Annotated in this window: 22 protein-coding genes; 8 read left to right on the forward strand and 14 right to left on the reverse strand. The window is 64.1% G+C overall.

Annotated features, from left to right (window positions below; all coding sequences use genetic code 11):
• Positions 1-88 precede the first annotated feature (88 nt).
• Positions 89-1,606 carry a PLP-dependent aminotransferase family protein gene (locus tag NCS58_RS28485; protein ID WP_061119500.1) on the forward strand — a complete coding sequence of 506 codons (1,518 nt, stop codon included), beginning with the start codon at positions 89-91 and terminating at the stop codon, positions 1,604-1,606.
• Between the two features lie 10 nt (positions 1,607-1,616).
• Here NCS58_RS28485 and NCS58_RS28490 read toward each other — a convergent pair whose 3' ends face one another.
• Together NCS58_RS28490 and NCS58_RS28495 are read right to left on the reverse strand one after the other, a co-directional pair.
• The gene (locus tag NCS58_RS28490; protein WP_061119501.1) at positions 1,617-2,150 is read right to left on the reverse strand and encodes a cytochrome b; all 534 of its coding nucleotides are present in this window, start codon (positions 2,148-2,150) and stop codon (positions 1,617-1,619) included.
• The gene (locus NCS58_RS28495) at positions 2,147-3,208 is read right to left on the reverse strand and encodes a catalase family peroxidase (RefSeq protein ID WP_061119502.1); all 1,062 of its coding nucleotides are present in this window, start codon (positions 3,206-3,208) and stop codon (positions 2,147-2,149) included. Before NCS58_RS28495 ends, NCS58_RS28490 begins: the two co-directional genes overlap by 4 nt.
• Before the next feature lie 110 nt (positions 3,209-3,318).
• Between NCS58_RS28495 and NCS58_RS28500 the strand changes: the two genes are divergently transcribed.
• On the forward strand, positions 3,319-3,459 hold the full coding sequence (locus NCS58_RS28500) for a hypothetical protein (protein WP_409219314.1): 141 nt from the start codon (positions 3,319-3,321) through the stop codon (positions 3,457-3,459).
• A 227-nt stretch (positions 3,460-3,686) separates the two neighbouring features.
• Here NCS58_RS28500 and NCS58_RS28505 read toward each other — a convergent pair whose 3' ends face one another.
• From NCS58_RS28505 to NCS58_RS28530, 6 genes are all read right to left on the reverse strand, one after another.
• Complete coding sequence (locus NCS58_RS28505; RefSeq protein ID WP_061119504.1) at positions 3,687-4,016, reverse strand: ribbon-helix-helix domain-containing protein; 330 nt, start codon at positions 4,014-4,016, stop codon at positions 3,687-3,689.
• 89 nt (positions 4,017-4,105) lie between these two features.
• A complete protein-coding gene (locus NCS58_RS28510) occupies positions 4,106-5,689 on the reverse strand; it encodes a GMC family oxidoreductase (protein WP_061119505.1) in 1,584 nt (527 codons plus the stop codon).
• Positions 5,690-5,724: 35 nt separating this feature from the next.
• Positions 5,725-6,369, reverse strand: a complete 645-nt coding sequence (locus NCS58_RS28515; RefSeq protein WP_250478068.1) for a twin-arginine translocation signal domain-containing protein — start codon at positions 6,367-6,369, stop codon at positions 5,725-5,727.
• A 61-nt stretch (positions 6,370-6,430) separates the two neighbouring features.
• Complete coding sequence (locus NCS58_RS28520) at positions 6,431-6,829, reverse strand: VOC family protein (protein WP_061119507.1); 399 nt, start codon at positions 6,827-6,829, stop codon at positions 6,431-6,433.
• Between the two features lie 123 nt (positions 6,830-6,952).
• A complete protein-coding gene (locus tag NCS58_RS28525; protein WP_086961282.1) occupies positions 6,953-8,515 on the reverse strand; it encodes a glycerol-3-phosphate dehydrogenase/oxidase in 1,563 nt (520 codons plus the stop codon).
• A 130-nt stretch (positions 8,516-8,645) separates the two neighbouring features.
• Positions 8,646-9,506 (reverse strand): class I SAM-dependent methyltransferase, encoded by an 861-nt coding sequence (locus NCS58_RS28530; protein WP_061119509.1) that lies wholly within the window; start codon positions 9,504-9,506, stop codon positions 8,646-8,648.
• Here NCS58_RS28530 and NCS58_RS28535 point away from each other — a divergent pair.
• Positions 9,505-10,545, forward strand: a complete 1,041-nt coding sequence (locus NCS58_RS28535) for a DMT family transporter (RefSeq protein ID WP_250478069.1) — start codon at positions 9,505-9,507, stop codon at positions 10,543-10,545. The genes NCS58_RS28530 and NCS58_RS28535 overlap by 2 nt on opposite strands.
• Before the next feature lie 5 nt (positions 10,546-10,550).
• Here the strand turns inward: NCS58_RS28535 and NCS58_RS28540 are convergent, their stop codons facing one another.
• Positions 10,551-12,296, reverse strand: coding sequence for an IlvD/Edd family dehydratase (locus NCS58_RS28540; RefSeq protein WP_061119510.1), 1,746 nt, complete (start codon positions 12,294-12,296; stop codon positions 10,551-10,553).
• A gap of 329 nt (positions 12,297-12,625) precedes the next feature.
• Between NCS58_RS28540 and NCS58_RS28545 the strand changes: the two genes are divergently transcribed.
• The 5 genes from NCS58_RS28545 (at position 12,626) to NCS58_RS28565 (ending at position 17,920) form a co-directional block, all read left to right on the forward strand.
• Positions 12,626-13,732, forward strand: a complete 1,107-nt coding sequence (locus NCS58_RS28545; RefSeq protein WP_061119511.1) for a sugar ABC transporter substrate-binding protein — start codon at positions 12,626-12,628, stop codon at positions 13,730-13,732.
• Positions 13,732-14,742 carry an ABC transporter permease gene (locus NCS58_RS28550; protein WP_061119512.1) on the forward strand — a complete coding sequence of 337 codons (1,011 nt, stop codon included), beginning with the start codon at positions 13,732-13,734 and terminating at the stop codon, positions 14,740-14,742. The genes NCS58_RS28545 and NCS58_RS28550 overlap by 1 nt, the downstream gene beginning before the upstream one ends.
• Positions 14,742-15,548: an ATP-binding cassette domain-containing protein gene (locus tag NCS58_RS28555; RefSeq protein WP_061119513.1), complete on the forward strand. Its 807-nt coding sequence runs from the start codon at positions 14,742-14,744 to the stop codon at positions 15,546-15,548. The genes NCS58_RS28550 and NCS58_RS28555 overlap by 1 nt, the downstream gene beginning before the upstream one ends.
• A gap of 19 nt (positions 15,549-15,567) precedes the next feature.
• Positions 15,568-16,311, forward strand: coding sequence for a FadR/GntR family transcriptional regulator (locus tag NCS58_RS28560; protein WP_061119514.1), 744 nt, complete (start codon positions 15,568-15,570; stop codon positions 16,309-16,311).
• 301 nt (positions 16,312-16,612) lie between these two features.
• On the forward strand, positions 16,613-17,920 hold the full coding sequence (locus NCS58_RS28565) for a hypothetical protein (protein ID WP_250478070.1): 1,308 nt from the start codon (positions 16,613-16,615) through the stop codon (positions 17,918-17,920).
• On the opposite strand, the gene NCS58_RS28570 is transcribed toward NCS58_RS28565, so the two are convergent.
• The 5 genes from NCS58_RS28570 to NCS58_RS28590 all read right to left on the reverse strand — a co-directional run bounded on the left by NCS58_RS28570 (position 17,913) and on the right by NCS58_RS28590 (position 22,685).
• Positions 17,913-18,248, reverse strand: a complete 336-nt coding sequence (locus NCS58_RS28570) for a Rieske 2Fe-2S domain-containing protein (RefSeq protein WP_061119515.1) — start codon at positions 18,246-18,248, stop codon at positions 17,913-17,915. The genes NCS58_RS28565 and NCS58_RS28570 overlap by 8 nt on opposite strands.
• The gene (locus tag NCS58_RS28575) at positions 18,245-19,063 is read right to left on the reverse strand and encodes an intradiol ring-cleavage dioxygenase (RefSeq protein ID WP_250478071.1); all 819 of its coding nucleotides are present in this window, start codon (positions 19,061-19,063) and stop codon (positions 18,245-18,247) included. The genes NCS58_RS28570 and NCS58_RS28575 overlap by 4 nt, the downstream gene beginning before the upstream one ends.
• Positions 19,060-20,115 (reverse strand): maleylacetate reductase, encoded by a 1,056-nt coding sequence (locus NCS58_RS28580; RefSeq protein ID WP_061119517.1) that lies wholly within the window; start codon positions 20,113-20,115, stop codon positions 19,060-19,062. Before NCS58_RS28580 ends, NCS58_RS28575 begins: the two co-directional genes overlap by 4 nt.
• Positions 20,116-20,129: 14 nt before the next feature.
• Positions 20,130-21,593, reverse strand: coding sequence for an aldehyde dehydrogenase family protein (locus tag NCS58_RS28585; protein ID WP_061119518.1), 1,464 nt, complete (start codon positions 21,591-21,593; stop codon positions 20,130-20,132).
• A 96-nt stretch (positions 21,594-21,689) separates the two neighbouring features.
• Positions 21,690-22,685, reverse strand: a complete 996-nt coding sequence (locus NCS58_RS28590; protein ID WP_061119519.1) for a hypothetical protein — start codon at positions 22,683-22,685, stop codon at positions 21,690-21,692.
• Positions 22,686-22,698 lie beyond the last annotated feature (13 nt).

Consider the following 22,698-nt stretch of genomic DNA (forward strand, 5'->3'; position numbering starts at 1 on the left):
CGGCGCGGCGGCTTTTTGTTGCACTGGCACGCGGTGCAAGGCGCACGTAATATCTATCAATCACCCGAACATTTCGCAGGAGACATGCATGCCGACCCGCCCAACCGCCACGCTCTGGGCGCAGCTCTTCCAGCGCTCGCGGGTCTCGGGGATGAGCTTGCAGAACCAGATCCGCCAGATGATCGTCAACGCGATCCTGAGCGGTCATATCGCGCCCGATTCCGCCTTGCCTTCGAGCCGCGAGCTCGCCGATCAGCTCAACGTATCGCGCAATACTGTGGTGCTCGCATATCAGCAACTGGTCGAAGAAGGCTATCTCGTGTCGCGCGAACGCAGCGGCCATTTCGTGAATCCCGCAACAGAGGAACTGCAACGCGGCTTCACCGCGACGGGCGTCGCCGACACGACGAGCATCGAGACGCAGCAAGGTCATCCCGACTGGAGCGCGCGCATCAGACATGCGCCTTCGCATCAGCGCAATATCGTCAAGCCGTCGAACTGGCAGAGTTACGAATATCCCTTCATTTACGGGCAATTCGATACCGAGCTGTTCCCGACGAGCGACTGGCGCGAGAGCTGCATGCACGGACTTTCGGTGATGGAAATCCGCAACTGGGCGCCCGATCTGATCGAACGCGACGACGAGACGCTCGTCGAACAGATACGAACGCGCGTGCTGCCGCGTCGCGGTGTGTTCGCGATGCCCGACGAGATCGTCGTCACGAACGGCTGCCAGCAGGCGCTCTATCTGATGGGCGATCTCCTGTGCGGCACGCAGGTGAAGGTCGGCATGGAGAACCCCGGCTATCCCGATGCGCGCAATATCTTTCAGCATCACAACGCAGAGATCGTTCCGCTAGAGGTCGATGAAAGCGGCGCGGTCATCGACGATGAAAGCGTGATCGCCCAATGCGATTACGTGTACGTCACGCCGAGTCATCAATGCCCGACGACCGTGACGATGCCGATCGAGCGGCGGCGCAGATTGCTCGATCTGTCGGTGAAGCATGACTTCATCGTCATCGAGGACGACTACGAGAGCGAGAACACGTTTTCCGGCACGCCCCATCCGGCGTTGAAGAGCCTCGATACGGCGGAGCGTGTCGTGTATATCGGCTCGCTTTCGAAGACGCTCGCGCCGGGCTTGCGGCTCGGGTATATCGTCGCGCCGCGCACATTGATACGCGAATTGCGCGCGCTGCGTCGATTGATGATCCGGCATCCGGCCGCGTACATTCAGCGCGCCTTTGCGACCTTTCTCGCACTCGGTCATCACGACACGCTCTTGCGCAAGCTCGGGCGCGTCTACAAGGAGCGCGCCGAAGTGCTGATGGACGCGCTCGCCACGCATCTGCCGGAGTTGCGTGCGTCGAAGGTGACGGGCGGCGCATCGTGCTGGGTCGAAGGTCCGCCGTGGCTCGACGCGACACGCCTCGCAAGAGATGCGCAAGCGCTCGGCGTGCTGATCGAACCGGGCAGCGTGTTCTTCGCCGATCCCGCCGATGGTCAGCGATGCTTCCGCATGGGCTTTTCAGCGATCCGCGCCGAGCTGATCGAACCGGGTGTGCGCGTGCTGGCTCAGGTCGTGCAGCAGCGGCGTCCTTGAGCGTGCACGCCTATTTCCACGGCGCCATTGCATGGAACACGCCGTCGCGCCGCACGAGCGCATGAAACAGCGCAGCCGCGAGATGCACGACGATCAACGCGAAGAAACACAACGCGAGAAAGCGATGCGCGTTCCAGAGCAGCGTATGCAACGAATTGCTATGAGGCAGGAGCGACGGTAAGTGAAGGCCGCCTATCACGACGGGATAATCCGCCGCGGACAGCATCCCATAGCCGAGCAGCGGCAACGCGATCATCAACGCATAGAACGCATAGTGCGATAGATGCGCTGCGAGCTTCATCGGCTCGGGCATGTTCGCGGGCAGCGGCGGCGCACCGCGCGCGAGCCTTACCGCGAGACGAATCAACGCGAGCACGAGAATCGCGATGCCGAGCGGCTTGTGGATGGACACGAGCGTCAGATAGTCCGGCCTCACCGTCGACACCATGCCGACGCCGATGAACAGCATCGCGAGAATGCATATCGCCATGATCCAGTGCAGGGCGCGTTGCAGCGGCGAGAACCGCTCGTTGATCGCGTTCATGGCTTGGCTCCTTGCGCGGGCGTGTGCGGGTAGTACTTGTCCTCGGCGGTGCGTCGATTGAACGAGACGGAGTAGGCGGCCGACCGCGCGGCGGGGAATGGATCGTCGGACACGCGCATGCCGGATGGCAGCACGGTCGGGTCGAAGTTGAGATCGCGGCACGGACCGTCGGGCTCGGGTTCGATCGCCTTGACGACGAGCGTGCCCACTTCCACCGTGTGCCGGTCTTCCGGCCAGGCCTTGCTCGGGTCGGCGGTCGGATCGCCGGGATTCGCGACGGTGACGACCATCGCCCAGCGTTGCGGTGCGCTCTGCACGCGCTGCTTGATTTCGGCATCGAGGAAATTCGCGCCCTTCTGCTTCAGCTCGTCCGGCGTGAGGTTCTCGGGCTTCGCCGCGGGAATGAAGGACCAGCGCACCGCCTGATTCTGCCCGTCCGCGTTCGTGAAGATGAAGCTGTTCAGGCTGTTGTAGCGCTCGTCCGCATACGAGGCCGTCCACGGCGCGCTGCCCGCCCATGCGCCGAACGCGCCGATTTCCGGATGCGCGGCGGCGAACTTCTGCATCGACTCGGGATCGTTCTTGTTCGCGAGCGCGCGTTGCAGGTCGTAGAAGGCCTGCGGGGTCGCGACGGGGAAGATCGGGGCATCGATCATCGCGGAGCGCCACTCGCTTGCATCGGGCATCACGATGCGCAGGCTCAGGCCGCGCACGCGGGCCATCGCGTCGGATGCCTGCGGGTCTGGCGTCGCGAGATTGAACCGGCCCGTGACGGGATACGTGCCCGGCATGAACATTTTGGCTTTGGAGAGCGCGGCGCCCGAACCGTTGGATTCGAAGTCACCGGTGAAGCAGATCCCCTTCGCATGATTGCGCCGGAACCCGGGCACCGCGCCGCCAGGCGGCGCCAGGCTGCCGACGATCTTCGCCGGCGTGAGGCGATGCGGCGTGAGCCAACCGCCCGTGTAGGCGAAGGCCGCGACCAGCACGACGGCGATGGCCGCGATGAGCAGCAGCGCGGGAAGGGGCGAACGCGGGGCAGCGGGTCTATCAGTCATCGTAGTCTCTCGATCAACGATTCTGTTGCACGGTAATCTAGCAGCGTGAGGGGAATCGTGCCAGCAACGCGCAAAAATCGCAGATACCCCGTTTATCCGACGTTGTTCGCATGACGCAGAACATCTACCGCGATGCCGAGTTCTTCTCGGGCTACGGGCGCTCGAATCGTTCAAATCATGGGCTCGATACGGGATGCGGATACGGCTGGCTCTGCCGATGGGCCGGCGACCGCGGCGCATGTGTCGGGTGAGGACGGGTCGGAGAAGATGCTTGGGCTCAGGCGTCGAATGCGCACTGGCGGCATGCGCAATGCCCACGCGCCGCGAAAGCGCGTCTACGCAAGCGACTGCATGAGGAAGCGGGGCAAGCGCATTGAAAATGCGATGATGCGGCACACACTACGGCCGATAAAGAACGCTCTCGCAGAGAATCCGCAAGCAACCCTGCGTCGCGCCGCCATCGAACATTGCGCCGAGACTACCCGGCCTTGAGAACCCGCAACGCGACCGCCCCCGCCGCCTCGCTTTCCGCATTCTGTTTCGCCTCGCGCATCGACAGATAGCGCAGACAACACACGCGCAGGAACGACGCGAAGTTGGTCGGTACCTCGCCGCGCAACGCGATCAGTTCGTCGTAGAGTTTGACGGCGAACTGGCTCGTCGTCAGATTCTCGCGCCCGGCGATTTCCTGCAGCACGTCCCAGAAGAGATTTTCGAGCCGGACCGTGGTGATCACGCCATGAATGCGCAGCGAACGCGTGCGCGATTCATAGAGGATCGGATCGGCGTTGATGTACACCCCACACATGACGAAAGCCTCCGTAAAACAGGCCGCCGCGCTCGCGCACGACGGCCAACTGAAAAAGCTACTCCGCTACGTGTCGAGCGGCAATCGCGTCAAACCCTGCGCTGCTTCATCTGCCCGGCGATGTAATCCGCCTGGCGAATCGCCAGCGTGACGATCGTGAGCGTCGGGTTTTCCGCCGCGCCCGTCGTGAACTGGCTGCCATCGGAGATGAACAGGTTCGCCACTTCGTGCGTCTGGCCGTGCGGATTGCAGACACCGTCGTCGGCTTTCGCGCTCATGCGCGCGGTGCCGAGATTGTGCGTCGACGGATACGGCGGCACGAGATACGTCGCCTTCGCGCCCGCCGCTTCGTACACCGCGCTGCCCTGCTTGTACGCGTGCTCGCGCATCGCTTCGTCGTTCGGATGATCGTCGAAGTGGACGTTCGGCACCGGCAGACCGTACTGATCCTTCACGTCGCTGTTGAGCGTGATGCGGTTCGATTCGCGCGGCATGTCCTCGCCGACGATCCACATGCCCGCCGTGTACTGGTACTGGTCCAGCGCCGCCGTGAAGTTCGGGCCCCACGCGCCCGGATCGAGAAACGCCGCGTAGAACGGCAGCCCGAGCGAAACCGTCTCCATGTGATAGCCGCCCGCGAAGCCGCGCTTCGGATCGAACACCGCTTCGTCCTCGATGATCCCCGCCATCGTCGTGCCCTTGTACATCTCGACCTTGTCCTCGAACACGCCGTAGACCGAGCCGGTGGTGTGCCGCATGTAGTTGCGGCCCACCTGCCCGGAGCCGTTCGCGAGGCCATCGGGGAATTTGCTCGACTGCGAATTGAGCAGCAGGCGCGGCGTCTCGATCGCATTGCCCGCCACCGCGACGACGCGCGCCCGCTGCCGCTGCAGCTTGCCGTTCGCATCGTAGTAGACGACGCCCGTCACCTTGCCGCGCGCATCGTGCTCGATCTTCACGACGTGCGCCTGCGTGCGCAACTCCATGTGACCCGTGGCCTGAGCGCGCGGCAGTTCGGTATAGAGCGTCGACCACTTCGCGCCCATGCGGCAGCCCTGAAAGCAGAAGCCGCGCTGGAAACAATGCGTGCGATTGTCGCGCACCGTGCTGTTGATCGCCATATGGCCGGTGTTGCACTCCTTGTAGCCGACCTTCGTCGCACCCGCCGACATCACCTTGAAGTTGTTGTTTCCCGGCAGACCCGGCAGGCCGTTCGTGCGTGTCACGCCCATTTTCTTTTCGGCGCGGTCGTAGTAAGGGTCGAGCTCCTCACGCGTGATCGGCCAGTCGAGCAGCGTGGCGCCCTGCACGTCGCCGTAAGTGGTCTTAGCCTTGAATTCATGCGGCTGGATACGCAGACTCGCGCCCGCCCAGTGCGTGGTCGTGCCGCCGACCGTCTTGCAGACCCACGCCGGCAGATTCGGAAAGTCCTGCGCAAGGCGCCACGATCCGGACGTCGTGCGCATGTCGAGCCACGAGAGCATCTTGAAGGCGTCCCACTCGGACGTTGAGAAATCGCCTTGCGTATGCGACTTGCCCGCTTCGAGCACCACCACGTCGATGCCCTTCTGCGCGAGTTCGTTGGCGAGCGTGCCGCCGCCCGCACCCGATCCGATGACGACGACCACATTGCCGTCGCTGTGCTTGAACTGCACCTTGTTACCCTGATCCATGTCGGTCTCCGCTCGTTGCTTGATGGGCGCGCTCTTCAACTGTCCGTCGGGATGGGCCCGCTCGCGCCGGCAGGTGGATCGGGCAGCCACGACAGGCTGTTGAAGCCCTGATGCAGATAGCCGCCATCGCCTTTCGACGCGCCGTAGCCGAAGTGCTCGTACGCCATCGGATTGCTGTACAGGGAAACCACGGCGGTGCTGCGCACCGTGTTGAAGAACGGCGTGCCCGCGAGCGCGGCGACGTCCTGCGCCTTGTCGTTCGCGCCGCGCTTCGTCCAGTCGGAGCGGGCTTTCGCATCCAGTTGAGCGACGCCGTCGGCGAGTTGTTGACGCACTGCGGGATCGGCTTTCGCCTTGGCATCGAGATCCTTGACGACGAGCGCATAGACGGCGTCATCGAGCGTTGCGTGCGGATAGATCTGCCGCGTCACCTGCAAGAGCACCTCGCCTTGATGCGTGTCGAGCCCCTGCATTTCGAGCGCCCAGACGCGGCTCGGCGCAAGACTCGCGAAAATCGACGTCGCGGCGATCGTGCCGACCAGCACGCCGGTGCCGCGCAGGAATTCGCGCCGTGTCAGCGCGATCGTCGGGGGGGCGGCGGCGATTCCATCATGTTCGTGATGATGTCCACCGTCGTGCGCGCGCCGCTGCGCGACGATCGGGATGATCGTGTCTCGCATGTCTCTCTCCTTGTGGGGTGCTGCAACAACTTATGTATGTGCTCCCGCGGTGCCGCCGTGACTACTCGTAATGTCCGTGACGTTCGAGCACTTCGATCTTGTAGCCGTCCGGATCCTGAATGAAGAAATAACGCGCGATCAGCGAGCCGTCGTCGTTCCTGAACTCGCGCACGTCGTTGGGCGCGAGGCCCAGGGCGATGAGACGCTCGCGCTCGGCCTTCACGTCCGGCACGCTCACCGCGACATGGCCGTAGCCGTCGCCATGCGTATAAGGCTCGGCGCGCCCCTTGTTCCAGGTGAGTTCGAGTTCGGCGTGCGTTTCATCGTTGCGCAGATAGGCGAGCGTGAAGTCCGGAAAATCCAGCCGATGCGCGACGTCGAGATTGAAAGCCTTCTGATAGAAATCGAGCGAGCGTTCCAGATCCCGCACGCGAATCATCGTGTGAATGAGTTTCGACATGGGCGCCTCCTCCTTGTGAGACAAGTTTAGGAAGCGGCGCGCGCAGAGGGTAATGGCGGGTTAAATCGGGCATTAGGCGTTTCCCCGAGGCGGACGGGCGCGCCTCGTTCAGGAAACGAGCCGCTACGACAGCATCCAGGTTCGCGCGAAGGCGTCGAAACGCGTGACCTCTTCGGATCGCCACTGCGCGCTTCGCCCAAGCTCTTCCGCGATGATGCGGGCGACGTCCGGCGCGGCGTCGCGGGCAGCGGCGGCATCGAGAAACAGCGCGCGATTGCGGCGCGCCAGCACATCCTCGACACATCGGGCGAGTTCCGCCCGAACCGCGAAACGCGTCTGCGCCTCGGTCAGCCCGCTCGCCTTCACCAGCACGTTCTGCGCGCCGGGCAGACGGTCGATCACGGCGGCATCGGAGCCGTACTGGCCGCGCTGCTCCGCTGTCGCGCCATGCAGCGGCAGCGACGCCGTCCGGCAGGGCGCAGCCGGCAACAGGCCCTTCGCGGCCGCGAGATCGATGACCTGCTGCGCCATCAGCCGATACGTCGTCCACTTGCCGCCCGTCACGGTGATCATGCCCGTCGCGTTCATCTCGATCGTATGTTCGCGCGAGAGCGCCGCCGTCGACGCCTGGGCGCCGGCCTTCACGAGCGGACGAAGCCCCGCCCAGACGCTTAGAACGTCGTCGCGCGTGGGCTTGACGGACAGGTAATCCGACGCCGTCGCGAGAATGAAGTCGATGTCCTCGTCGCTTGCGCGGGGGTCGAGCGGCAAGTCCTGACGCGGCGTATCGGTCGTGCCGACGATCGTGTGGCCGTGCCACGGCACCAGAAAAAGCACGCGGCCGTCTTTCGTCTTCGGCACGAGGATCGCGTCGTTGCTGTGCAGGAAGCGGCCCGGCAACGTCAGATGAACGCCCTGGCTCGGCGCCACGATCGGGCGCGCGCCCGGTTCGGCCATCGCGCGGATCGAATCGACCCAGACGCCCGTCGCGTTGACGAGGCAGCGCGCGCCGACGGTGAGGCTATCTCCCGTTTCGACGTCCGTCACCGATAGCCGATGATGCCCCGCCGCGCGATCGAAGCCGACGCCGCGCACGGCGGCATTGTTCAGCGCGAGCCCGCCGAGATCGAACAGCGTGCGCATCAGCGCGATGGCGAGCCGCGCGTCGTCGAACTGGCCGTCATGGTATAGCGTGCCGCCGCGCAGCGCGTGACCGTCGAGGCTGTCGGCGAGCATCGGCGATCTCGCGCGCGTTTGCGCGAGGCTGAGGCTGCGGCTCGCGCCGAGGTTGGACGCGCCCGCGAGCCAGTCGTACATTTTCAGTCCCGCGCCGTAGATCAGCTTGTCTCCGAAGCGATACGCCGGAACGACGAAGCCGAGGGCATGCACGAGATGCGGCGCGTTGCGCGCGAGCAGGCCGCGCTCGCGCAACGCCTCGCGAACGAGCGGAATGTTGCCTTGCGCGAGATAACGCACGCCGCCGTGAACGAGCTTCGTGGCCTTGCTCGACGTGCCTTTGGCAAAATCGCGCGCTTCGAGCAGCAAGGTCCGATAACCGCGCGACGCCGCGTCGACGGCCGTGCCGAGGCCGCTCGCGCCGCCGCCGATCACGACGACATCGAAGAGCGGTGTGTTGTCCAGTTCGCGCAAGAGGGATGCGCGGTCGGAAGGCGTGGTGATTGTCACTTGTCGTTGTGTTTGCAAACCTGGAGGTTCGTCGAATCGCGATTGACCATGTGATGACCGTTCCCTGTTCCCTTCGGAAACGCCGCACAATCGCCCGCGCGCTGCAAGGTCGATCCTGGGCATGGCAAATCTATGTATTGGCGATCAGCAGTTCTTCGGCATTGTTCGGCGGACGCAGGCCATCGGTCCGGTTCGAGAAGTATCGCCGGGTCAGATCCGCGGCGGATACGTGCCGCGCGTCCCTGAAGCCCGCATCGCGCGCCATCGCATGAATGTCCGCCGGCATGAAGAAGCTGATGAACGGCGTGCCGCTCGCACGCGCGCCCTTCTCAGCCATTTCCAGGCCCGGACGCACGTCGGGGTCCGCGAGTTCGAGCGGCAGCAGGAAGGTCATCGCGAAGGTCGAGCCCGATGCAAAGCCCGCGACTTCGCGCAATGTGGCCGCGTTCGCTTCCTTCGTGAGATACATGCTGACGCCCGTCGACACGACGATAGCGGGCCTGCTTTGGTCGAAACCATTCTTCACGAGCTTCTCGCGCCACGATTCTCCCTCTTCGAAATCCACCGGCACGAAATGCAGCCGCTCGGACACGCCATAACCGAGTTCGATCAGACGCCGGCGCTTCCACGCCTGCGGCCCCGGCGGATCGACTTCGAAAATGTGCAGCCGCGCCGCGATCTCCGGCCTGCGCTGCGCGAAGCTGTCGAGACCCGCACCGAGGATGACATACTGCGTCACGCCGCGATCGACCTCTTGCACGACGAGATCTTCGATGAAGCGCGCACGCGCAACGATCGACGCACGGAAAGGCCGCGTGAACTGCGGGTTCATGTCGCCGCGTTCGCGCCAGTTCGCAGCGGGCGCGAGCAATGCAAGGCCGATCTTGTCTTCCAGCACATGCGGCGGAGCATCGGCTTCGGCGTGCAACGCGCGCCACATCGCGACGCGTGCGGCGGTGCTGTCGGGCGCCGCGTTGGTGTTGTCGTTCATGCTTCAGCGTTCGATGAAGATGGAAGCAGAGAATGTCTCACACTTCGCCGCCGTCGTCTCCACACTACAATCGGTACTTCCGCTGCACACGAGAAACGAGCACAAGGACGTGAACATGGCGCAAGCGCCGCGCATCGACCGCAACGAAGACAGCCGCACGCAAACCGAGCGCCGCTGGCTCACGATCGGCGGACCCATTCTCTTTCTGCTGCTCTGGTCCGCCGGATTTCCGATCGCGAAGACCGGCCTGCACTATGCGTCGCCGCTGACGTTTTTATCGATACGCTTTGCGTTGAGCGTCGGCGTGCTGCTCGCCGTGTGCGCGGTGCGGCGTCCGCAATGGCCGCGCAATGCCCGCGCGTGGCTGCATCTCGGCGTCGTCGGCTTTCTCGTGCAGGTCATGTACTTCGGGCTCAGTTATCTGTCGATGACGGCGGGCATCGCGACCTCGGTGCTCGCGTTGATCGTGTCCTTGCAGCCGATTCTCGTCGGCGTGCTCGCGCCGAAGTTCGTCGGCGAGCGGATCGGCGTTCGGCGCTGGATCGGCTTGCTGCTCGGGCTCGCGGGCGCGGCGGGCGTGATCGCCGCGCGCGGGCCGCTGCATGCCGGTTCGCTCGGACCGGTGCTGCTCGCGATCGGCGCGCTCATCGGCATCACGGGCGCGATGCTCTACGAGAAGCGGCTCGGCACGGCGCAGGATCCGATCACGTCGAACCTCATTCAATACAGCGTCGGCTTCGTCTTTTGCGCGCCGATGGCGCTCGCCTTCGAGCACACGCAAGTGCAATGGACACCCACGTTAATCGCCACGCTCGCCTATCTCGTGATCGGCAATTCGCTGATCGCGATCACGCTGCTGCTCGCGATGACACGCGCGGGCAAGGTCTCGCAAGTCGCGTCGCTGTTCTTCTTCATTCCGCCCGCGGCCGCGGTGCTGTCCTACTTCTTCCTCGGCGAAGTGTTGCCGGGGGCCGCATGGTGGGCGATGGGCGTCGCGGTGCTCGGCGTTGCGATCGCAACGTGGAGCCCGCGCAGGTGACGCCTTCAGTGCGAATGCTTCGGCACCTCCGCGCCGCGGCAGCCGACGAGGAAATCGAAGTCGCAACCTTCATCGGCTTGCAGCACATGCTCCACATATAGCTTGCGATAGCCCGTGCGATCCTCGGGAATCTCGCTCTTCGCCGCTTGCCATGCTTCGAGGCGCGAGCGGATTTCGTCGTCGTCGATATCGATGCGCAGTACGCCCTTCTCGCAATCGAGCTCGATCCAGTCGCCGTCGCGCACGATCGCAAGCGGCCCGCCCGCGCGCGCCTCGGGCGCGACGTGGAGCACCACCGTGCCGTACGCCGTGCCGCTCATGCGCGCATCCGATACGCGCACCATGTCCGTCACGCCTTGCGCGAGCAGCTTCGGCGGCAAGCCCATGTTGCCGACCTCGGCCATGCCCGGATAGCCCTTCGGCCCGCAGTTCTTCATCACGAGCACGGAGTCCGCCGTGACGTCGAGATCGGGATCGGCAATGCGCTGCTTGTAGTCGTCGAAGTTCTCGAAGACGACCGCGCGGCCGCGATGCGTGAGAAGCGCGGGCGTCGCCGCCGATGGCTTCAGCACCGCGCCGTTCGGCGCGAGATTGCCGCGCAGTATGCACAATCCGCCATCGGCGACGAGCGGCTTCGCAATCGGACGGATCACTTCGTCGTTATAGATCGGCGCTTCTTGCACGTTCTCCCACAGCGTGTGGCCGTTGGCCGTGAGCGCATCCGGATGCGGGATCAGGTTCGCTTCGCCGAGACGCCTCAACACCGCGGGCAAACCGCCCGCATAGTAAAACTCTTCCATCAGGAAGCGCCCCGAGGGCTGCAAGTCGACGAGCGTCGGCGTGCCGCGTCCGATGCGGGTCCAGTCGTCGAGTTCGAGCTTCACGCCGATGCGTCCCGCGATCGCCTTCAGATGGATCGCCGCATTGGTCGAGCCGCCGATCGCCGCGTTCGCGCGGATCGCATTCTCGAACGCCTCGCGCGTGAGCAGCTTCGAGAGGCGCAAGTCTTCCAGCGCCATCTCGACAATACGCATGCCCGACAGATGCGCGAGCACATAGCGCCGCGAATCGACGGCCGGAATCGCCGCATTGTGCGGCAGCGTGACGCCGAGCGCTTCGGCCATGCAGGCCATCGTCGATGCGGTGCCCATCGTGTTGCAGGTGCCCGTCGAGCGCGACATGCCCGCTTCCGCCGACATGAACTCGTGTATCGAGATCTTTCCCGCCTTCACCTGCTCGCTCAGTTGCCAGACGACGGTTCCCGAGCCGATGTCGCGGCCGTGGTGCTTGCCGTTCAACATCGGGCCGCCGGAGACGACGATCGCGGGCACGTCGCAGCTCGCCGCGCCCATCAGCAGGGCGGGCGTCGTCTTGTCGCAACCGACGAGCAGCACGACCGCATCGACGGGATTGCCGCGTATGGCTTCCTCGACGTCCATGCTCGCGAGATTGCGCGTGAACATCGCGGTGGGCCGCAGGTTCGATTCGCCGTTCGAGAACACCGGAAACTCAACGGGAAATCCTCCCGCTTCATACACCCCGCGTTTCACGTGTTCGGCGAGCTTGCGAAAGTGCGAATTGCACGGCGTTAGTTCGGACCACGTATTACATATGCCGATGATCGGCTTGCCCGCGAACTCGTGATCCGGAATGCCCTGGTTTTTCATCCAGCTCCGGTACATGAAACCGTTCTTGTCGGCGGTGCCGAACCATGCGGCCGAACGGAGCTTGGTTTTTGGGGGGGCGCTCATGGTTTTGCTCACTCTGCGAGAAAGTCCTATAAATAGCATGACTATATGCAGGACACGCACCGGGAAAACGCTAATCGAAACGTCAAAACACTCTGCATATAGTTTGTCTATTGAAGTCGGCGCGCGGGCTTCGCAGATCCCAATTACTAGTTCAAACACGCCGCGCTTTCGAATCGCCCTCTCGCACACTGCTCGCATCGTCATCCGCAACGCTGCCGTCTTTCATTGATGAAAGCGGCGTGCGGACGGCATGCCGTGAAACCCAGTATCTGAACGTGATCGACGATGAGTCGACCCATCGACCAACGAAGAAGAGACCGGAGGAAAACATGGCGCAAGATCGGGATGACGACGCAAAAGACAGCCGCCTCATCAGTGCGGGCAGGCGCGGCATCATGCAGGGCGCGGGACTCGGCGCGGCGCTGTCGCTCCTGGGCGGCGTGACCGGCGGCGGCGGGCTGATCTCGACCGCGCAGGCGGCCGAAGCGGCGTTCCCGCAGCACAAGAAATGGAAGATCGTGTTCGTCAATCACGTGACGACGAATCCCTTCTTCGTGCCCACGCAGTACGGCATTCAGGATGCGTGCGCCATGTTCGGCATGGACTATCAGTGGACCGGCTCGGCCACGTCCGATGCGGGCGAAATGGTGCGCGCGGTGAACTCCGCGATCGCCGCGAAAGCCGATGCGATCGCCGTGCCTATCGTCGATCCGAACGCATTCGACAAGCCCATCCAGGCCGCGCTCGATGCGGGCATTCCCGTGTTCGCTTACAACGCCGACGCGCCGCGCGGCAAGACCAATCCGCGGCTCGCGTATATCGGCCAGGATCTGTATCTGTCGGGCTATCAGATGGGCGAGCGCATCGCGAGCCTGATCGACAGCGGCCTGGTCGCGCTCTTCATTGCGACGCCGGGACAGTTGAACATCCAGCCTCGTCTCGACGGCGCAAGCGATGCGATCAAGAAGTCCGGCAAGAAGATCGACATTCAGACCGTCGCGACTGGAGCAACCGTCAACGAAGAACTTTCGAAGATCAAGTCGTTCTATCTCGGCCACCAGGATTTGAAAGGCATGTTCGCCGTCGATGCAGGCAGCACGCAAGGCGTCGCGCAGGTGATGAAGGAGTCGAATCTGCCGTCGAAGGGCGTGCACGGCGGCGGCTTCGATCTGCTGCCGCAGACCATTCAGCTCATTCACGAAGGCTTCCTCGATTTCACCATCGACCAGCAGCCTTACGTGCAGGGCTTCTACACGGTGATGGAAGCGTTCGTGTTCCTCGCATCGGGCGGGCTCGTCGGGCCGGCGAACATCAACACGGGTCTCAAGTTCGTGACGAAGGATACGGTCGAGCCTTATCTCAACACCTCGACGCGTTACGAAGGCAAGACCACCAAGCCGCAAATCGTGCCCATGAAAGGCGCGATCAAGTCCTGATGAACACGGTCAACGAACCTCGTAAAGCAACCACGCCCGCGCAGACCGGCAGTCCGCGCGGCGCGTGGGCGTCTCATTGGGCGCCCGAATTGCGCATCCTGTTGGTCGCCTTGCTGCTCGCGGCGTATTTCCAGTTCGTCAATCACGACTTCCTGCTGAGCAACGCGAGCCTCGTCAATCTTTCGCAGTACGTTGCGCCGGTCGCGATCATCGCGTTCGGCGAAATCATGCTGATGATCGGCGGCGACATCGACTTGTCAGCGGGCATGGTGTTCGCGTTCGCGCCGTTCATGATGGTGTTCGCCAACGATGCGGGCGCGCCGATGTGGCTCGCGGTCATTGCCGGGCTTATCGCGGCGGCGATCATCGGCTTTATCAACGGCGCGGTGACGGTCTATCTACGCCTGCCTTCCTTCGTGACGACGCTCGGCACGCTCTTTCTCATCAACGGCATCACGCTGACCGTGTCGCGCGGCACGCCCGCCGCGACGCCCGGCTCGCCCGAGTTCGCCGCCGTGATGGGCGCGTGGGGCTACAGCGAGATCATCTGGACCGTGGCGATCGCGTTCGTCATGCATGTGCTGTTGCGGCATACGCGCTGGGGTCTGCACACGCAGGCGGCGGGTGCGAACGCGCTCGGCGCGAGCGAGGCGGGCATCCGCGTGAACCGGCTGCGGCTCGGCAATTTCGTGATCGCCGCAGTGCTCGCGGGCTTCACGGGCATCCTCGAGAGCTTCCGCATCACGTCGATCGATCCGCAAGCGGGCGGCAACCAGATCATGTTCCTCGCGGTCGCCGCCGCCGTGATCGGCGGCACGCCGTTGACGGGCGGCTCGGGCACGATCGTAGGCGGCCTGCTCGGCGCGGCGGTGCTCGGCATTCTGAGCGACGGCTTCACGCTCATCGGCATCAACGCGTTCACGTTCAACATCATTCTCGGGGCCGCGATTCTCGCCGCGATGATCTTCAACATCCACGTCGGGCGCATCCGCCGCAGGGGAGCACGGTGATGGCAGAACCGCTAACGGCTCCCGCCGCATCCGCCGATCTCGCGCTGCGTGGCGACAACCTAGTCAAGCGCTTCGGGGCGGTCACCGCGCTCGACGGCGTCTCGCTCACGCTCGGCCAAGGCGAAATTCTCGGCATTCTCGGCGACAACGGCGCGGGCAAGTCCACGCTCGTCAAGATTCTCACGGGCTTTCATCAGCAGACGAGCGGCACGTTGCATGTGCACGGCGAAGAGACGCTGCTCAAGTCCGTCGATCATGCGCGCGCGCTCGGCATCGAATGCGTGTATCAGGATCTCGCGCTTGCGAATTCGCTGTCGATCTACCACAACATGTTCCTCAATCGGGAGATCGTGCGGCGCGGGCCCGCCCGCCTGTTGCGTCTCGTCGATCACAAGCAGATGCGCGAGCGTGCGGCGCAGTGTCTCGAGGATATCGGCGTGCATGTGCCTTCCGTCGATCTGCCCGTCGAGCGGCTGTCGGGCGGTCAGCGTCAGGCCATCGCCGTTGCGCGGGCGGTGCATTCGAACGCGAGAATCCTGCTCCTCGACGAACCCCTCGCGGCGATGGGCGCGCGCGAGGCCGCGCTTATCATCGATCTCGTGATGCGCCTGAAGGAGAAAGGCGGGCTCTCGATCATCATGATCATGCACAACTATGCGCAGACGCTCGACATCGCGGATCGCATCATGTTGATGCAGCGCGGACGCGTGACCTATGAGCAGCGCAGCGCGAATACGTCGGTCGCGGAGCTGATGGATATCGTGAGGCGGGAATATCGGGCGATGCGCGCGACGACTGCAACCTAGAGGGCGCGCACGCCGCATCATGGATTACCGCAACCCGAAGCAACGCAAGAGCATGCACGGGCGCATCGTGCAGGAGCTCGGTATGCAGATCGTGAGCGGCCGCATCAGGCCCGGCGAGCGTCTGCCGGCCGAGCCCACGCTGTGCGAGAACTACGGCGTGAGCCGCCCGGTGCTGCGCGAGGCGACGCGCGTGCTCGTTGCGAAGGGGCTCGTCGTGTCGAAGCCGCGCGTGGGCAGCGTCGTGCGCGCGCGCGACGAGTGGCACATGCTCGACCCCGATGTGCTCGTGTGGACCATCAGTCATCTTCCCGAAGGCGAGTTCTTCCGCTCGCTGATGACGGTGCGCCAGATCATCGAACCCGCCGCCGCCGCGCTCGCGGCCATCTCCGCCACCGATGAGGACATCGCGCGCATCGCCGCCGCGTATGAGCGCATGGAAGGCGCGCAAAGCGCCGCCGACCTGCTCGATCCGGATCTGGCGTTTCATCACGCGATCATGACGGCGACGCATAACGACATGCTCGCGTATATCGGCAACATGCTGTCGCTCGCGCTCAGCGAATCGATCAAGCTGACGAGCCGTCATCCGAACACGCATGCGCTGTCGCTGCCGCGGCACAAGGCGATCTTCACCGCGATCGCGAACCGCGATGCGCTCGCTGCACGTCAGGCGAGCGTCGTGCAGCTCGACAATGCGCGCGCCGACGCCACCTCGATTCTGGGCGGCGCTGCGCTCGAACCGGATCGGCCGCTGTCGGGGTAACAATTCCCGATCTTGCGCGGTCGTAACGTTTGCTCGACGCGAAAAATGTTCAAGTACCGTCCATCCCCGCCGTAAACCCTATTGAGACCGGCATCGACGCGGTCTCCTCTTCGCCCCCTGCCTCCGGCAGCGCCCATCTCCGGGCGGTTCATCGGGGCCAATAGACGAGCATTCCACCATCCTTGCGCGCGACGCGGGATGAAGGTCCGTCACCGGTCCGTCCGCGTTCGTCCGGACGACTCGCGGAACGTGCGCCTACTTCGTGGACATGGATATTGACCATTTAGTAGTGCGTATCGACATGACGATTTCAATTCAATCCAATATTCCGGCTTTCCGTTTCATTCGATGCAAAGCCGTTGCGCTCGCCGCCGCGGCAAGCGTGCTGCTTGCCGCATGCGGCGGCGGCGGCGGTGGCGGCGGCGACACCGCTGCGTCCTCAAACGCCTCGCGTAGTGGCGGCGCGTCATCCGTGTCGGTTCCGGCGACGGATATTCCGGCCTCGGACACGGGGACATCGAAGATCACGACAAGTCCTTCTTCAGCGAGCAGCGCCGTGGGTGCGCCCGCGACGAATCCCGCCGTCGCCGAAAACACGGTGCCGGCGAGCGGCGCGTCGTCGCCCGTCGTCAGCGCGCCCGATCCGGCCTCGGGCGCCGGCAACGCGACGACGCCGCCGCCTTTGTCCGCGCGGCCCTTCTACGGCGTGAACGGCCACAACAACGAGGGCGGCGCCTACGATCTCTCCAGCCCCGCGCTGCAGCTTTCGCAATTGCAGGATCTCGGCGCGAAGCTGTATCGCAACGAGGTGTATAGCCAGGGCACCGCGAACAAGCTCGCGGGCATCGCCCAATTGATGGCGGCCGGCGGCGTCACCGTGTATCCGGTGATGCTCATGGGCATCGATACGTTCAATAGCGAAACCGAAGGCTACAACGCGGGCTTCGCGCTCGGTCAGCAAACGGCGACCTCGCGCCGTTACCCGTACTACGAGGTCACGAACGAGATGGAAGCCGAGATTCTCGTCGGCAATGTCGATGGCGTTTATCCGCAGCAATTCGATCTCGTGAAGTTCAGAATCCTGCGTGGCGTGATCCGCGGCATGATCGCGGGCATCAAGTCGGTGGATACGTCGGGCAAGATCATCATGGGCGGCGGCACCTGGCTGCACTACGGCTTCCAGCAGATGCTCGCGGCCGGCATGGAGCCGGACGGCAGCGTCGGGCATCCGGTCGTCGACTGGGACATCACCGCGTGGCACTGGTACTCCGAACAGGGCGATATCACCAACGCGTGCGGCGGCACCGGCTGTCATAACGTGCTCGCCGCGCTCAACGCGCTCGGCAAGCCGATCTGGATCAACGAGTTCGGCGTGCGCCCGAACTACGGCACCGATCAGCAGATCGCGGCGTATCTCGTCGGCAATCGCATGATGGCGCAGTTCGTCGCGCTCGCATCGACGTACGATATCGAATCGATCCAGAGCTACGAGCTCTACGACGATCCAGTGGGCGGAGAAGGTGCGTTCGGTTTGCTGAAGAACGACGGCGTGACGCAAAAGCCCGCCTACGCCGCATACAAGAGCTTCGTCGCGACGAATCCTATGTGATGTCCGCGCCTTCGATCATCACCCGGCCATTTTCGATGCGGATCGGAATCCGCCTGAGGCTCGCGCCGAGGCACGGCCCATCGACGCACATGCCGTCCTCGAAGCGAAACATCGCGCTGTGATGGGCGCACATCAGCAGTCCGCCTTCGTAAGTCCAGAACGCATCCGGCTCGTAGTTGAGCGGTATAGAGAAATGCGGGCAGACGTTGCGATACGCCCACGCTTCGCCGCCGCGGCGCAGCACGAGAATCGAAGGCGCGGCTTCGAGGCCGCCGCCATCGGGCACGTCGTGGAGCGCGCAGATGCCGTTCGATGTGGAATGGCTCACGCGCGCTCCCGCGGGATCAGCACGAAATCGCGCGCCGCGTCGTAGCCGCCGTCCTTGCTCACATACTCGATGACGAGCGAAGGCTTCACGCCGAACACCGCATCGGAGTTCACGTAAGGATCATCGGACGAATATAGTGCGGTCGTCAGGGGCTCGTAGCCGGGCGCGTCGATGCGAAAGTGGATATGCGCGGGACGCATCGGATGACGGCCCGTCGCGAGCAGCATCTGGCCGACCGGGCCATCGGTGGGAATCGGATAGCTCGTCGGCTTGATCGAATGAAATGCGTATGCGCCGTCCGCATCCGTGCGAAAACGCCCGCGCAGGTTGCCTTCGGGCTGATCCGGATCCTGTCCTTCATACATGCCGTTCGGCGCGGTTTGCCAGACTTCGATCAGCGCATCGGCGACGGGCTTTCCGCTCACATCGCTCACCACGCCGTGAAAGTACACCGGCTCGCCATCGCTTTGCGCGATGTTCGCGCCGAGGGCCGCCTCGTTCACGCCGTCGCGATAGAACGGGCCGAGCAGACTGCTTTCGGTCGCGCCGTCATCATGATGCTGGTTGATGTCGTCGAGCACGATAGAAAGCCCCAGCGTGTCCGACAGCAGAATGAACTCCTGCCGGATGCCGTCGCACTTCTTGCCCGTGGCCGTGAGGAACTCGATGCCGCGGCGCCATTCGTCGTGCGTGAGGTTCACGTCGCGCGCGAACGCGTGCAGATGGCGCACGAGCGCCGTGACGATTTCCTTCGTGCGGGCATCGGCGCAATGGCCGAAGGCTTCGGTGACGTTTTGCGTGAGTGACTCGTTCATGGTCGTCGTCCTTCGTAGGCCGCTTCCAGCAACGCACGCAGCGGCGCGCGTTCGACCGGCCGCGGGTTCCAGTACGGGCTCTTCAATGCGACATCGACCGCGATATCGATATCGCTTTCCTTCATGCCGATGTCCTTCAGCGCCGTCGGCGCGCCATTCGCACGCGCAAGCTCGAATGCGCCCCTTGCGGCATCGTCCGTGCCGAGCGCGCGCGCGATGCGCTTCATCGCGTCGGGCGCGGCATCGCGGTTATAGGCGAGCGCATGCGGCAATACGATGGTATGCGTCTGCGCGTGCGGCAGATCGAATGTGCCGCCGAGCGTATGGCATAGCTTGTGATGCAGCGACATGCCGACGCTTCCCAGCACCGTGCCGCACAGCCACGCACCATAGAGGCAATCGCCGCGCGCATCGAGATCGTCCGGTTTCGCGACGACCTTGCCGATGCCCTGTGCGAGCGCGCGGATGCCTTCTTCCGCCATCAGGCTCACGACGGGATTCGCGTCCTGCGCGTACAGCCCTTCGGCCGCGTGCGCGATGGCGTTGATGCCGCTCGTCACCGAAAGCGACGCGGGCAGCGACACGGTGAGTTGCGGATCGTAGATCACGGTCTTCGGCAGCACGCGCATGTCGCGGCCGGTCTTCTTGAGGCCCGCTTCCGTGAGCCCGTAGATGGGCGTCATCTCGGAGCCCGCGTACGTGGTCGGCACGGCGAGTATCGGCAGCGACGATGTCAGCGCGATCGCCTTGCCGAGGCCCGTCGTCGAGCCGCCGCCGATGGCGATCGCGCAATCCGCGCCGATGCGCTGTGCATACTCGCGCGCCTCGCGCGCCGTTTCGACGGGCACATGCATCACCGCTTTCGCGAACACGCCGGCCGCGCGAGGCCCGATGCGTTCGGCGAGCGCTTCGGCCTGGTCGCGCTGCGGCGGTGTCGCGAGAATGAGCGCGCGCTGCGCACCCAGCAGCTCGATCTCGCGTTCGATATGCTCGATGCTCCCCGCGCCGAACACCACGCGCGACGGCATGCCCTGATAAATGAACGATTGCATGATTCCCTATGCGCTCAGCGCGGATAGTAAGGCGGAATATTGGCGTCGACATTCACCCACACCGACTTCGCCTGAGTATATTCGCGCATCACTTCGAAGCCCATCTCGCGGCCATAACCGCTTGCGCCTACGCCGCCGAAGGGCGATCCGGGACTCACGCGTTTGTAGCAGTTGATCCACACCATGCCGCTCTTCAATTGGCGCGCGAAGAGATGCGCGCGTTGCAGCTCGCGCGTCCAGAGGCCCGCGCCGAGGCCGTATTCGGTGCCGTTCGCGATTGCGAGCGCTTCTTCATCGCTCTTGAACGTGCTCACGGCGACGAACGGGCCGAAAACTTCTTCCTGCGCGACGCGATCGGTCGGCTTCGCCTCCACGATGGTCGGCTCGACATAGCAGCCGTTCGCGAGCGCCGCGGCCTCCGGCGCCTTGCCGCCCGCGAGCACGCGCCCGCCCTGCTCGCGCGCGACATCGACATACGACAGCACGCGGTCGCGATGCATCTGCGATGTGAGCGGCCCCATTTCCGTCGACGGATCCAGCGGATCGCCGATGCGGATCGAGCGCGCCAGCGACGTGAAGCGCTCCAGCAAGTCATCGGCGATCGACTCGTGCACGATCAATCGCGACGCCGCGATGCACGCCTGTCCCTGGTTATGGAAGATGCCGAACGCGGAGCCTTGCACGACGGCATCGATATTCGCGTCGCCGAACACGACGTTCGCGCCCTTGCCGCCCAGTTCCAGTTGCACTTTCTTCAGATTGCCGCTCGATGCCTGCACGATCTTGCGGCCCACCGCCGTCGATCCGGTGAACGCGACCTTGCCGATCTCCTGATGCTCGGCGATATATTGCCCCGCGACGTGCCCGAGCCCCGGCAGCACGTTGACGACGCCCGCCGGAAAACCGACTTCGGCCATCAACTCGGCGATGGCGAGACTCGATAACGGCGTCAGTTCGGCCGGCTTCATCACGACGCAATTGCCCGCCGCGAGCGCCGGCGCCATCTTCCAGCTCGTGAACATCAGCGGAAAATTCCACGGCACCACCTGCCCGACGATGCCGACCGGCTCGCGCGTCAGATAGTTGAGAAAGCCCGCTTCGACCGGAATCACCGAGCCTTCGAACTTGTCCGCCATGCCGCCGAAGTAGCGGAACGTCGCGGCCGTGCGCGGCACGTCGAGGTTTCGCGTGTCGCGGATCGGGTGGCCCGTGTCCATCGACTCGAGACGCGCGAGTGCATCGGCGTTGGCTTCAATGGCATCGGCGAGTTTCAGGAGCAGGCGCCCGCGATCGGCAGCCGCCATGCTGCTCCACGTCGGGAACGCTTTTTTCGCGGCTTGCACCGCGCGATCGACGTCCTCGCGGCCTGCCATGGAGACTTGCGCGATCTCGCTGTTGTCGTGCGGATTCAGGGTCGCGAGCGTTTCGCCGGAAAGGGCGGGCACGAAGCGGCCATCGATGAAGAGTTGCGTTTGCATGTCTTGCTCGTGTCGAAGATTGAGGGCGAAGCCTTCCCCGCGACGCCCGATGAAGGCGTCGTCGTGTCGAAGAGAAGCGAAGAAGCCGGGAAGCGTTTAGAGCGCGACCGGATACGGCGGCAGTTCGCCGCTTTCGTAGCGCCTGGGCAGATCGGGCGTCGCGTTCTCCCAGACGAGCAGCATCGAGCGCTTCTGCGAGTAGCCCTTGTGGCGGATGTCGGCGGGCATCGCGGCGATATCGCCGGCGTTCATCGTGATGCGCGCGCGCGGCTCGCCGGTGTCCTTGTCGGCCACGTCCCAGATGATCTGATCCGACAGTTGCAGGAACCATTCGACGCGGTCGTTGCCGTGAAAAACCGGCAGCACGAACTCCTCGGTCGTCGGGCAAAAGAGGCTTTGCTTGCACACGGACGTGACCGACGGATTCCATGTCACGTCCGAACGCGACAGATACTTGAACAGGCTGAACGCGTGCAACTGCCCTTCGAATCCGGGCTCGGCGTGAATCTCCGGCTCGTCCTGCGAGACATCCGCGAACTGGCGATTCACCGGGAAGTCGTCGCGCAGCGGTGAGTCGCCTTCGAGACCGGGCATGCGCTTGGTCGCAATGCGCGTGCGGTCGATCGCCGCGATGTTGTCGCCGTGCTTGGCGCCGAACGCGGAGCCGGTTTCCTCGGGTGCCGCGAACGGATCGAAGCCTTCGTTGACCCAGTCCTTCAGGATCGCCTTGAAGGTCGCCATGATGATCGGCGTTTCGAACTGCTGCGTGTAATCGACGCCCGCCTCGCGGAAGCTCGCGTTATACGCGCCGGCATACATGTCGACCTTGCCGTAGTGATTGCGCGTGCCGAGCACTTCGTCGAAATTGACCCAGCCGTAGAAGAAGCCCCATGCGACGTCGCGCATCATCGCGCGCAGGAAGTCGTCGGCGTGCATCTGATGCGAGCGCGTCTGTCCTTGCGCCGGCCATTTCACGGTGACGAAGTACGCGTCGCGGCTGAATTCGAAATCGCCCAGCTTGAACGTGCGGTAGCCGGTGTTCGCATCGGGGTCGGTCGCGACTACGCTCTGAAGGAATGCTGCGTGATCCATGATGGTGTGCTCC

The organism is Caballeronia sp. INML3B, from assembly GCF_023631305.1.
Classification (GTDB): Bacteria; Pseudomonadota; Gammaproteobacteria; order Burkholderiales; family Burkholderiaceae; genus Caballeronia; species Caballeronia turbans.